Consider the following 11,967-nt stretch of genomic DNA (forward strand, 5'->3'; position numbering starts at 1 on the left):
CGAGCGAAGATTTTACCGAAAAAGGAAGGCTCACTTTGGGAACCGCAAAAATACTCATTGTTGAAGACGAAGGACTCGTCGCACAGGATATTAAGCATAGAATTTTAAGAATGGGTTATCCGGCTCCGTTCATCGTCTATACGGGAGAGGAGGCGGTGAAAAAGGCGGAAAATACAGAGTTGGATTTGATTCTTATGGATATAATTCTTTCCAACGGATTTATCGATGGGGTCCAGGCGGCAGAACAAATTCATAAATTTTCAGACGTACCTATCATTTACTTAACCGCCTCTTCGGACGCGCAAACATTAACCAGGGCTAAGGCTACCGGACCTGACGGTTATATTTTAAAGCCTTTTCAAAGTAGGGAATTGCAAATTGCGATAGAGCTAACCTTATATAGGCATAAGATTGAAAAGGGATTTTTAGAAGAGGATCGCATCATGTCGGCTACACTCTATAATCTACAGGAGGGTATCGTTGCCATCAATCGTTCCGGAAATATTTGCTTTATAAACGGAGCCGCTCAAAAGTTGACCGGCTGGGGGGAATCGGAGGCCTCAGGACGTCCCCTCAAAGAAGTCGTCAGAATATTGGCTTCTTCTCCTTCTAAGGATTCGGATATAGAGACCTTATTAAAAGCGGAATCCGATTTAGACATTCCCTCCCACGGTTTCATAATTTCGAAGGACAAAGTTATGACGGAAGTGTTGACGGTAAATAAATTCGTTGTAGTGGAAGAGGAATTAGATCTTGCCTATATACTTATCATCAGAGACTTTACAAAGTCTCTCTCCGATAACTCATGGAAATGATATCGAATCGACGGAACGAGTAAATCCCGATTCCTATCACTTCAAATTTGGCACTCTTCTTTCGGACTATTTTTTAACGAAAGTAAGGAAATGCTCTACTTCCTTTTTTGAACCAACGATGAATGTCGTTCTTTCGTGAAGTTCCGAAGGTTGTAAGTCCAAAATTCTTTGCCCTTCCACAGTAACTGCGACTCCTCCCGCCTGTTCGGCGATCAACGCCATCGGAGCAACTTCGTATAACAATCTCAGTTTTCCTTTCGGGTATTTCGGAGATTTTGTATCGTTCGGATATAGAAAGATCCCGCCCTTCAACAAATTTCTATGAAAATCGGCGACGAGAGATCCTATATAGCGAGCGGATTGCGGTTTACGCCCGCCCTCGATGGATTTGATATCTCGAATATAATTTTTTACTTCATCGGACCAATAATTATAATTTCCTTCGTTAATGGAATAGATTCCTCCGGAGTCGGGCATTTTCATTTCCGGATGGGAGAGTATAAATTCCCCGCAAGAAGGATCTAAAGTAAATCCCGAAACCCCCTTGCCAACGGACAAGACTAACATGGTTGAAGATCCGTACACGATATATCCGGCGGCTCTTTGTTTAGCTCCTTTTTGTAGCAAATCTTCCTTGGTGCCCGGCGTTCCCTGAGGGGAAGTGCGCAAATGAACGGAGAATATCGTACCTATCGAAACGTTTGCATCTATATTCGAAGAGCCGTCCAAGGGATCAATCGCGATCGTATATTTTCCGATCTTATAACCCGGCGGAATCGGAATGATATTTTCCTGTTCCTCGCTTCCCATCGCACATAGGTGACCGCAACGTGTTAGAGTATGAGTAAAGATTTTATCCGCATATTCGTCCAGCTTCATGACGGTTTCGCCCTGAATATTCGTCTGGTCGGTGGAGCCTAAAATATTATCCAGTAACCCGGCCTTACGAACTTCCCTCGAAACGATTTTTGCGGCGTAAACCAAGTGACTCATGAGAGCCGTAAAATCTCCCGTTGCTTGAGGAAGCTTCAGTTGCTCCTCAATCAAATATTGGGAAAGACTCATCAATTGGGTCGGATGTGCGGTCGTCACGGGAATCTCCTACATTAGCAAATGGTACTCGGTTATGAAATCGCGCCCTGCTGGGAAGACAAGCCGGATTTGAGGGAAAGAATCGTATCAGACTTTGAACCGGGAAGGGACAACCGAAAAAATTTTAACCGGATACCGGGATTCTGCAAAAGAAAAAGAGGTGAAAATCGGACCGATTCGGTCGATATTTAAAACAGTCGTGAGTTCACCCATAACCAAAACGCAAATTCCGGATGTTTTCGAAGAATTTACGAATCAGTTTCTCAGAGACGTAAAGAATTCCCTGAGTACGGAAATGGTATTGACTCATTTTTATTTCCAGGATCTTTCCCAGTACTTTCGACTTTTGGGGGAGCAAAAATCGGGGGAAATTCTAGCCGATTTAAAATCGGTGATACAGGCGCATTTACGACCTTACGATAAACTCTATGTTTTGAATTCCAGGTCCTTTCTGACCTTTTGCCCCGATTGTAGATTGGATATCGTGAAGAGTAGATTTGATGAAGTTATTTTTCAAGTGAACCATCTAATCATCGATTACGAAATTCGTTTCCTCGAAATCACCGAACCCCTGGATTCCTTTCGACCTGTATATGAAAAATTGCTTCGCCCCTTGATGGGATAGTTCCCGCCTTAGTTCTTAGGATTTCCCAAAAATCTTGCAACGCTAAAAAAACTCTCTTCTGAAAATGAACGTTTGTACCGTAAATTGGAACGTACGGGAGAGAAAGATGGAAGATAGAGCGAAAAAGTTTAGAGCTACCTTGGAACGTTATATCAACTATCGCGGAATTGATATTATTCTCACATTGAAAGATGGAACTATCATCGAATTAGATAAGAACCGTAGAATGGACGGGGACATCGTAATTAAAAACGGCAGTTTCGGTATCGAAGCCACGATCGAGATTTCCGAAATACAGAAGGCCGATTTTTTTGCCGCGTGAAAGGCCAGTTTGTAGGAACTTCTACAAATCCCACGCCAAAAATTCCAACTGGAATTCAAGTTCCGGATGAACCTGAGTAGAAATTACCGACTTGTAGGAACTTCTACACACCAACAAGCCCCAATCTCGCCATCTTAAAAAAGCACCTTTTGACCACACTTGGTCAAAATCACCCTCAACTTTGGCCAAGATCCATAACAGATAAACTCTCCAGGATCGAATTTGGGAATAAATTCCCTTGACAGGGAACCTGAAAATAAGAAACTAGTAAAACAGGGCTTTTTATTCCCTGCTTCCGGACCTCGGGGAAATCTGTCCCTTCAGGGTTGGTTTTCCCGCCGAAATTAAGGCCGAAATCCTAGATTCCTATCCGGAAAATCCCAACTGGAGGAATTCCACCGAATGGTAGGAGTCATCGTAAAAGAAGGAGAATCCATCGAATCCGCCCTCAAACGTTTTAAGAGGGATTGTGCTAATGCGGGAATCATGAGCGAAATTAAACGCCGTGAATTCTACGAAAAGCCAAGTATCAAAAAAAAGAAGGCACTTGAGTCTGCAAAACGCAAGCTCGAAAAGAAAAAGCGCCTCTTTTCGCGGAAGGATCGCGGTTAATCCGCGCTCACGCGATTTCGGACAGTGAAAAGGGGAGGAACATGTCCCTACAGGCAAAGATCAATACCGACCTCAAAGAGGCTATTAAGTCAAAGCAAGAACCTCTTCTGTCCACACTCCGCCTTCTTAAGGCGGATATCCAGTATGAATTAACGAAAACCGGCGCTCAAGAGTTAGTAGACGAACAAATTATCGCATTAATCAAGCGTAGTTACGTAAAGAGGACCGATGCGATTCAAATGTATGAAAAGGCGAATCGATCCGATTTAGCGGATAAAGAAAAGGCCGAAGCGGAAGTTCTCAAATCCTATCTTCCCCCTGAAGTATCTGAAGAGCAGATTATCGGCGTTCTAGATAAAATTGTAGCCGAGTTAAAACCGACGGGTCCGAAAGATATAGGCAAAGTCATGGGGAGAGTCATGGCCGAGTTCAAAGGGTTGAACATAGATGGATCAAAGGTCTCTGCGATCGTTAAGTCCAAACTCTCCTAAGCGGGCAACCATTGCAGTTCCAAAGGGAGTTTATCGACCGAGTACGTAGGGAAGTTCCCATCGAAAGCTATATCAGTCGATTTGTACCACTTCAAAAACGCGGAAAAAATATGGTAGGGCTTTGCCCGTTCCATCAGGAAAAATCTCCCTCATTCAACGTTTCAACGGACAAGCAGTTTTACCATTGCTTCGGATGCAAAGCCTCCGGCGATATATTCCAGTTCGTTATGAGCTACGAGCGCGTCGATTTTCAAAGAGCTAAGGAAATTCTTTCCGAATATTCCGGGATACCGATCCAGGAAAAAGGGAAAGAGGAACAGGAGAAGACCGAATTACTTTATAAGGTAAATCGTAAGGCTTTGCAATTTTTCTTAGAAAATCTTCGTTCTCCTACTGGGCTTGCGGCAAGAGATTATTTAAATTCGAGAGGATTGGGCGAGGAAGTCCAAAAAAGTTTTCAGATCGGATTCTCTCTTCCTGGATTTCAGAATTTGATCCCTAAAGTTTTTTCTTCCAAGGAAGAGATCAAAGCCGCCTTAGATGTCGGACTCATCCGAGAGTCGGATAAAGGCCGAGAACCGTATGATTTTTTTCGAGAAAGACTCATGTTTCCGGTTCTGGACCTTTCCGGCAGGGTCATCGCATTTTCGGGACGAATTTTGGGACCGGGAAAAGAGGCAAAATACGTGAATAGCCCCGCGTCTTCGATCTTTGACAAAGGCAGAACCTTTTACCATCTATACCAGGCCAAAGAATCCATCCAAAAATCCAGAACAGCGATTTTAGTGGAGGGGTATTTGGACGTGATCGGATTGGTCTCGAAAGGAATTGAGAATGTGGTCGCCTGTATGGGAACTGCAGTCACGGAAAACCATATTCGAACGATGAAAAAATTCGCTGATCGGTTCCTTTTAGTTTTGGATGGGGACTCTGCAGGTCGAAAAGGGGCGCTTCATGCCGCCGAACTCTGTCTAAAAGAAGGATTAGAATGCTCCGTTGTGCTTCTTCCGGAGGGGAAAGATCCTTTTGATATCTCCAAAGAAAGCGGTCGTCAGGAATTACAAAAGCTGCTCGAAACTTCACACCCCGCTTCCTCGTTCGTAGTGGACGAATTATTGGAAAAAACGGATTCTCGCGCCCTTCCGGAGAAAAAAAGGAAGGCTCTGGACAATCTCTACGGTTTCCTCCGCGGATTAACTCGCGATTCCGATAGGGAATTTTTCCTCGGACTCGGGGCTCGCAAACTGGGCATCAGCATGGATGCCGTTTTACGCGATTATAAAGGCGGGGGAGCCAAGTTCGCCCCGGCTGGGTCCGATAATAAAGGTAGATCGGGAGTGCGAATTTCCGGTCCAAGTCCCGCAGAAGATTGCGAACGAAAATTGATAGCTCTTCTTGTACGAATGAACGCACTTTTTTCTTTTTCGGAAGAATTGTCATCGATGGAATTCTTAGACGCTAAGAGCGCGTTTCTTTGGGACTTTCTATATACAAGGTATGCTAGCGAGGAAGAAATTTCTCCGGCAGCTATTTTAGCTTCCGAAGTACCGAACGAATTCAAGGAAGCGATCGCACCGTTTCTGTTGGACGAATCGGAAATGAGCTTGGAGGAAGCCTCCAAAGTTTTCGGACTTTTACTGGAGCAACAAAAAGTATTCGTAATCGACGAAAGAATGAGAGAGCTCGATCGAGATTCCAGCCTAGACCAACTGGAAAAACTAACTAAATTGGCATATTACAAGACCGAGAAGGAAAAGCTCTTAGAGCATATTCGCAACGCCGGCTCGGCAATACGATAGAGGAATCCCATGATGGAAAATTTGCAAAGCATGCCCGAAGTACAGAAGATCATCGCGATAGGAAAGGCGAACAGCGAAATTTCCTACGACGAGATCAACGAGATTCTTCCGGATAAAATCCTAAATTCAGAAAAGATCGACGACGTCTTCACGCTTTTGCACGAGATGGGAATCGAAATCGTAGAAGAGTATACCAGGAAAACTTTAGAACCTTCTTCGGCGGTCGTTTTAAAAGACGACCCAAGTATGATTCCCGCAAAACCCGCTCGCAAAAAGAAAGAGTCCGCCTCGGCGGCAGGGGGTTCCGAAGATCCGATCCGTCTCTATCTAAAGGAAATCGGAAAAGTAAATCTGATCTCGGGCGAGACGGAAGTTTTTCTCGCAAAGAAAATCGAGAAAGGCGAAAAGATCATCGAAGAAACGATCTTAGGATCATCGATACTTCGCGCTAACTTCATCAAACTTCTACCTAAGATTCGGAGCAAAAAAACCAAGGTCTATGATCTTGTTCGCGTAGATAAAATGTACGCGATGAATGCGGAAGAAGCTAAGAAATTAGAAGAACTCTTCTTCAAAAACATCTCCGTTATCCAAGAACAGGAAAAAGTCCTGCAAGAAGCGCAATCGAGAATTCGCAAATACTCGGAGAATTCCAAAAAGTTCAAAGAATTTAAGGAAAAAATCGACGTATCCAAAGGAATCATCGATACGGCGATCCGTGAACTCGGGGTTTCCCAAAAAGAAATTCAAAAAATCTCCCAGAAAATCAAATCGATGGTTTTTCGGATTAAAGAGATAGACCGTCATTTCTTGAAAATCAAAGCCCAGTACGGCTACGACGTAAGAGATATCAAGGCCTTCAATCGCTTCATCGAGAAGAACGAAAAGCTCGAAGATATCGAAAAAATGATGGGAGTCTCCATCGACGAAGTTCGCGAAGTCATTAAAGATATTCGAAACAACGAAAGAAAGCTCCGTCGTATGGAGCAAGAAGCCGGTTCTTCCGTTCAGGAAATTAAGGACTGGGGCGAGAAAATCATCAAGGGCGAGCGCGAAATCGCGCAGGCCAAAAAGGAACTCGTTAAAGCCAACCTTCGACTTGTCGTTTCGATCGCAAAACGTTATGCGAATCGCGGTATGCATTTCTTCGATTTGATCCAGGAAGGAAATATCGGATTGATCAAAGCGGTCGACAAGTTCGAGTATAAGAAAGGTTATAAATTCTCCACCTATGCAACCTGGTGGATTCGGCAAGCGATCACGAGGGCGATTTCCGATCAGGCCAGAACGATCCGCGTTCCCGTCCATATGATCGAGCAAGTCAATAAGGTGATACGAGAGACTCGATTGTTTGTCCAGGAATTCGGCAGGGACCCATCCAATGAAGAAATCGCCGAACGTTTAGGCTGGCCAGTTCAAAAAGTAAAGGCCGTCAAAAACGTTGCGAGGGAGCCGATCTCTTTGGAAATCCCGGTCGGGTCCGAGGAAGATTCCGAACTGGGAGATTTTATCGAAGACAAAGACGTTGAATCTCCGGTGAATTCGGCGGCTTCCAGTATTCTCGCCGAACAGATTCGTCAGGTTTTACATACTCTTCCTGCACGGGAACAGAAAGTCATACGGATGCGCTTCGGTTTGGATGACGGTTATCCGCAAACGTTAGAGGAAGTCGGTTATCAATTTAAAGTCACCCGCGAACGGATTCGTCAAATCGAGGCAAAAGCATTGCGTCGCCTCCGGCACCCGTCTCGCTCTAAGAAACTCAGGGATTATATAGACTGATTTTTAGATTTAAGTTAGGTTCGGAGTTTTCGCTATCGCGAAACGAAGTTTCCGAATAGATTCAAAGGCGGAAGCAGGCTGACTGCCTCCGCTTTTTTATTTAACGGATGTTTGCTTCACCCGATATTGTCGACGCCAACGACTGAATTAGGGTCCGTGCAGACTCTTCCTGTCTTTTTCGTTCCGCTTCTTTCCAACCCAGAGATTTCGACAAAATTTGCGCAACCGGCGAGATCAATTTTCCGGCTAACTTTAAATCCACAAATTGAACCCGAAAACGTCTAGCGATTATATCCGTAATAGTCAGCGCAAATTCTTCGGAAATAAACCATTCTACTTCTTCTTTAAAGAATTCCAGTCCGGGACCTAGCGCAGTCGGCTTCTTACCGAGAATAGTAAAGACTTCTCCACCATAGGCATTTTGCAGGCGCTTCGAAGTTAGTTCCGACGTTTTATACGTTTTACCTATTTCCAGATATAATTGCTCCGAAAAGCCGGACTTCCCGGGAAAATCATACTGATACGTTTTACAACCGTTATTAGAGGAAAGATTTCCGTCTCGAATGACTCGATCGATCAAGTCCTCCGCCATCTTACGGTACGTGGACCATTTCCCGCCTCCCATCGTAATCAGACCGGACGGAGAAGTTAAAATAACCTCCTCTCGGGAGATACTTTTGGTATCTTGATTGCCTTCCGGAGAGATGAGAGGGCGAATACCGGCGTAAACCGAAATGATATCCTTTCGGGAAACGGACCTCTCCAAATAATCCGAACTCGTATTTAAGAGAAATTCCACTTCCGATTCCAAGGGCATCGGATCCTCGGATATGTCCTGAACCGGACTGTCGGTGGTGCCCAATACCACATGGTCTTCCCAAGGAATCATAAAAACGACTCGACCGTCTTTGGTTTTAGGGATAATTAATGCGGTATTGCATGGAATCGTCTCTTTTTTAAAAACCAAATGAATTCCTTGACTCGGAGATAATACTCGGTACGTCCGAGGATCGTCCTTTAATCGAATATCATCCACCCATGGACCGGTCGCATTAACGACAACCTTAGCTTTGACATCCACCGCTTGTTCGGAAATACGATCCTTAACTTTCGCTCCGATGATCTTACCGTCTTTCTTCCTAAAAGAGAGTAATTCGGCGCGATTGAGGACGACTGCTCCTTCCTTTTGCGCCGAGCGCGCGAGTAAAACGTTTAAGCGAGAATCGTTAAATTGAGAGTCATAATATAGAATTCCCCCGACAAGATGTTCTTTTTTGAGGGATGGAAAATCAGTTAATACTTCCTCTTTGGTAATGCGCTTGTGAGGCGGAAGTTTTCCTCTCCAAGCTAAGATATCATACATAGTCATTCCGATACTATAGTAGGGTTTTTCGTAGAATTTATAAGTAGGTAAGACGAACGGCAGCGGTTTCACAAGATGGGGGGCATTTTCCAAAAGTCTTTGTCTTTCGGTTAAGGCTTCATGGATCAATTTGAAATGGAATTGCGCCAAATAGCGCACTCCTCCGTGAATCAGTTTGGTGGATCGGGAAGAAGTTCCCGAAGCAAAGTCGGCCTTCTCGATCAAAGCGACTTTGAGACCTCGCAGACTTGCATCCAGAGCCGCTCCGGCTCCGGTCGCTCCTCCGCCTAAAATGAGGACATCGAACTCGGTCTCCGAAAGGCTCCGAAATCTAGTTTTACGGTCTTGTTTTTGCATGCGTAACGTCTTCCTGCTTTACAGGGTGGTTTCCGCCTGCGAATTTGCAAATAGATTTCCTAAACAAGAACGAACTCGGACTACATGGAAGCAAAGAAACAAATCGAAATCATCAGGCGCGGATGCGTGGATGTGATTAGCGAAGAGGAACTTCTCGCTAAGCTGAACAAGAAAAAAACTCTCAAAATCAAGGCGGGCTTCGATCCGACCGCCCCGGATCTTCACTTAGGCCATTTCGTCCTCCTTAGAAAAATGCGACACTTCCAGGAGCTGGGACACGAGGTTCATTTTCTATTGGGCGATTTTACGGCGATGATCGGAGATCCTACGGGAAAATCCGAAACTAGGAAACGTCTCTCTAGAGAAGAAGTCCTAGAAAATTCCAAAACCTACCAGAACCAAGTGTTTAAAGTGTTGGATAAGGATAAAACTAAGATAGTCTATAACTCTTCCTGGTGTTCTCGGATGAACTTCGAAAACGTTCTCGTTTTATCCTCCAAATACAGTGTGGCCCGATTATTGGAGAGAGATGATTTTAGCAAGAGATACAAATCCGGTCAGTCTATTTCCCTAATAGAATTTTTATATCCGTTGGTTCAGGGATATGACTCGGTAGAAATGGAATCCGACGTGGAGTTAGGGGGAACGGATCAAAAATTCAATCTACTAGTAGGACGCGACTTACAGCGCGAATACGGTAAGGAACCTCAATGCGTCTTGACCGTTCCGTTATTAGTCGGATTGGACGGCGTAAAAAAAATGTCCAAGTCTCTGGGTAACTATGTAGGAATAACGGAAGAACCGATAGATATGTTCGGGAAATTAATGTCCATATCCGACGACCTTATGTGGAATTATTACGAATTACTGACGGATCTCCCCCTGGATAAAATTTCCGAAAGAAAGAAAGGAATGGAATCCGGAAGTCTACATCCAAAAGAAGCGAAGACCGAGTTGGCGAAATTGATCATGGATCAATTTTCTCCCGCAGAAAAGAATGCGGAGGCAATCGAGGAATGGGGTAAGATTCACAATCCTAAATCCAGAGCGATTCCGGAGGATATTACGGTTACGCAACTTGGGCAGGAGTTTTTTGCGGAATCGGAAACGCCCCAATTAGTTTGGGTTCTCGCGAAGCTAAGTTTTATTCCGTCCGTTTCCGAAGGAAGAAGAATTATTAAATCAGGCGGAATTTATGTCAACGAGGAGAAACTCGGAGACGAGAAATTTACTCTGGCACGGGGCAGAGAATACTTGATTCGACAAGGAAAAAAAGGAAAATTCCTCCGTCTGATCAGTTAGTCGGGCAATCTATATTATTTATGCTTAGCGAAGAAGAATCGTCCGTCCTTTCAAAAACGATTAAGGAAATCCAGGATACGGGAATTCAGTCCGAAGTTTTGGAAAGGAAATTTCGTACTATAAGATTGGCTTCCTCCGGACTTTTCTTTTTGATTTTGATCGTTACGACGGTTTTTGCTTTGGCGCGCAGACTCGACTCTCTCCAGACAACCGTCGAAAAGCAGAATAAGGTCATCTCGGTCTTATCCGAAGACATTACGAGTCTCCGCCTGGACGAACAACAGAGAGAAGAGGAAGTTTTACGATTTAAATCCTCCTTACTGGACGATGTTCCCGAAGGTGACTTACACGAAGAGGTGGAAAAAAATCTCGAAATTTTGAATCGGTCTCTCCCAACGAAAGGGATCGGAAAAAATATCACTCGAGGAAACGTAAAATTTAAGGAAATCGCGCTTACTTTCGATCTAGGCACGGGAGAAGATTTACAAATTCTTTATGAGTTCATGAGTCGCTTTCCGATTAAGGTTACATTATTCGTATCGAACGAAAATCCTGCAAAGAAGGGCGGTTCTCTTTTTTCCAATACGAACATACAGTATTTGAAAAAACTGGTCGCCTTAAAGGGAAGGGTAGTGTTTGGAAACCATACGTGGAGTCATTACAATCTCCCGCGGAGTTTAAGAGAACCCTCGCTACGAAAACGAGCCTTGCTCAGCTACGTGAACGATGAAATTCCCGATCTGAACGATTTACTGGAAGAAATGAAAGCGGTCGAAGAAAAATTTCGACTTCTAACGGGAGCCGAGTTGACTAAATATTATCGCTTGCCGTACGGCGCAGTCGATCCGATTCTGCTGGATACTTATGCCAACTACGGATATGAAAATCATATTTTTTGGAGCAATAATTCCGTAGGTTCATTGGATGTTCCCGATTTCGTTTATAAGAAATACGTAGCAAGAAAGGATTCCGCCGGAAAAACAAAACTGATTCAAAATCCGCATTATAAAACCAAACAAGAGATGCTGGATTTTCTTTATCGCTGGGAGCAGTCCGACAAAAACGGAATGAACGGCGCAATCATACTAATGCATTTAGGATCGCCTAGGCAGACGGAGAAACTAATCTATATTTTACCCGATTTTATCCAAGCGATGCTGGATAAAGGTTATAAATTCGTGACAGTTCCGGAAATACTAAACGACCGGCAAGACTAAGCTTTACCGAGTAGACCGAGCCGGCGACGAGTTCCTCTATCCCCCTTTCTAGTATGTATTTATGCATTATAGGAAAGGCGAATGACTATTAAAATATGTTTTCTACTGAGATTGCGATTACATGGAATAGCTAATACTCCGGAATCATTTCCTACCGATATTCTCATCCGTGAGGAAAAAGAGAACCCAT

The 11,967-nt window shown here is 44.1% G+C and carries 11 protein-coding genes; 9 read left to right on the forward strand and 2 right to left on the reverse strand.

What is annotated here, in order from left to right; genetic code table 11:
• Positions 1–35: 35 nt before the first annotated feature.
• The gene (locus LEP1GSC047_RS05350) at positions 36–815 is read left to right on the forward strand and encodes a response regulator (RefSeq protein ID WP_010419528.1); all 780 of its coding nucleotides are present in this window, start codon (positions 36–38) and stop codon (positions 813–815) included.
• Positions 816–881: 66 nt separating this feature from the next.
• Here the strand turns inward: LEP1GSC047_RS05350 and fbp are convergent, their stop codons facing one another.
• A complete protein-coding gene (fbp, locus tag LEP1GSC047_RS05355) occupies positions 882–1,880 on the reverse strand; it encodes a class 1 fructose-bisphosphatase (RefSeq protein ID WP_039934144.1) in 999 nt (332 codons plus the stop codon).
• Positions 1,881–2,091: 211 nt separating this feature from the next.
• On the opposite strand from fbp, the gene LEP1GSC047_RS05360 reads away from it, so the two are divergent.
• The 6 genes from LEP1GSC047_RS05360 (at position 2,092) to rpoD (ending at position 7,538) form a co-directional block, all read left to right on the forward strand.
• Entirely contained in the window at positions 2,092–2,532 is a 441-nt protein-coding gene (locus LEP1GSC047_RS05360; protein ID WP_052580653.1) for a hypothetical protein, read from the forward strand.
• 106 nt (positions 2,533–2,638) lie between these two features.
• A complete protein-coding gene (locus tag LEP1GSC047_RS05365) occupies positions 2,639–2,854 on the forward strand; it encodes a hypothetical protein (RefSeq protein ID WP_020988364.1) in 216 nt (71 codons plus the stop codon).
• 402 nt (positions 2,855–3,256) lie between these two features.
• Positions 3,257–3,466 (forward strand): 30S ribosomal protein S21, encoded by a 210-nt coding sequence (gene rpsU, locus LEP1GSC047_RS05370; RefSeq protein WP_010569755.1) that lies wholly within the window; start codon positions 3,257–3,259, stop codon positions 3,464–3,466.
• 41 nt (positions 3,467–3,507) lie between these two features.
• Positions 3,508–3,957, forward strand: coding sequence for a GatB/YqeY domain-containing protein (locus LEP1GSC047_RS05375; RefSeq protein WP_010419516.1), 450 nt, complete (start codon positions 3,508–3,510; stop codon positions 3,955–3,957).
• Positions 3,958–3,968: 11 nt separating this feature from the next.
• Complete coding sequence (dnaG, locus tag LEP1GSC047_RS05380) at positions 3,969–5,756, forward strand: DNA primase (RefSeq protein ID WP_039934147.1); 1,788 nt, start codon at positions 3,969–3,971, stop codon at positions 5,754–5,756.
• A gap of 12 nt (positions 5,757–5,768) precedes the next feature.
• A complete protein-coding gene (gene rpoD / locus LEP1GSC047_RS05385) occupies positions 5,769–7,538 on the forward strand; it encodes an RNA polymerase sigma factor RpoD (RefSeq protein ID WP_010419509.1) in 1,770 nt (589 codons plus the stop codon).
• Positions 7,539–7,638: 100 nt separating this feature from the next.
• Here the strand turns inward: rpoD and LEP1GSC047_RS05390 are convergent, their stop codons facing one another.
• Complete coding sequence (locus LEP1GSC047_RS05390; RefSeq protein ID WP_010419506.1) at positions 7,639–9,258, reverse strand: glycerol-3-phosphate dehydrogenase/oxidase; 1,620 nt, start codon at positions 9,256–9,258, stop codon at positions 7,639–7,641.
• A gap of 84 nt (positions 9,259–9,342) precedes the next feature.
• Between LEP1GSC047_RS05390 and tyrS the strand changes: the two genes are divergently transcribed.
• Together tyrS and LEP1GSC047_RS05400 are read left to right on the forward strand one after the other, a co-directional pair.
• A complete protein-coding gene (tyrS, locus tag LEP1GSC047_RS05395) occupies positions 9,343–10,560 on the forward strand; it encodes a tyrosine--tRNA ligase (protein WP_020988263.1) in 1,218 nt (405 codons plus the stop codon).
• 20 nt (positions 10,561–10,580) lie between these two features.
• On the forward strand, positions 10,581–11,777 hold the full coding sequence (locus tag LEP1GSC047_RS05400) for a polysaccharide deacetylase family protein (RefSeq protein ID WP_010419503.1): 1,197 nt from the start codon (positions 10,581–10,583) through the stop codon (positions 11,775–11,777).
• Positions 11,778–11,967 lie beyond the last annotated feature (190 nt).

It is taken from the genome of Leptospira inadai serovar Lyme str. 10, from assembly GCF_000243675.2.
In the GTDB taxonomy this organism is placed as follows: domain Bacteria; phylum Spirochaetota; class Leptospiria; order Leptospirales; family Leptospiraceae; genus Leptospira_B; species Leptospira_B inadai.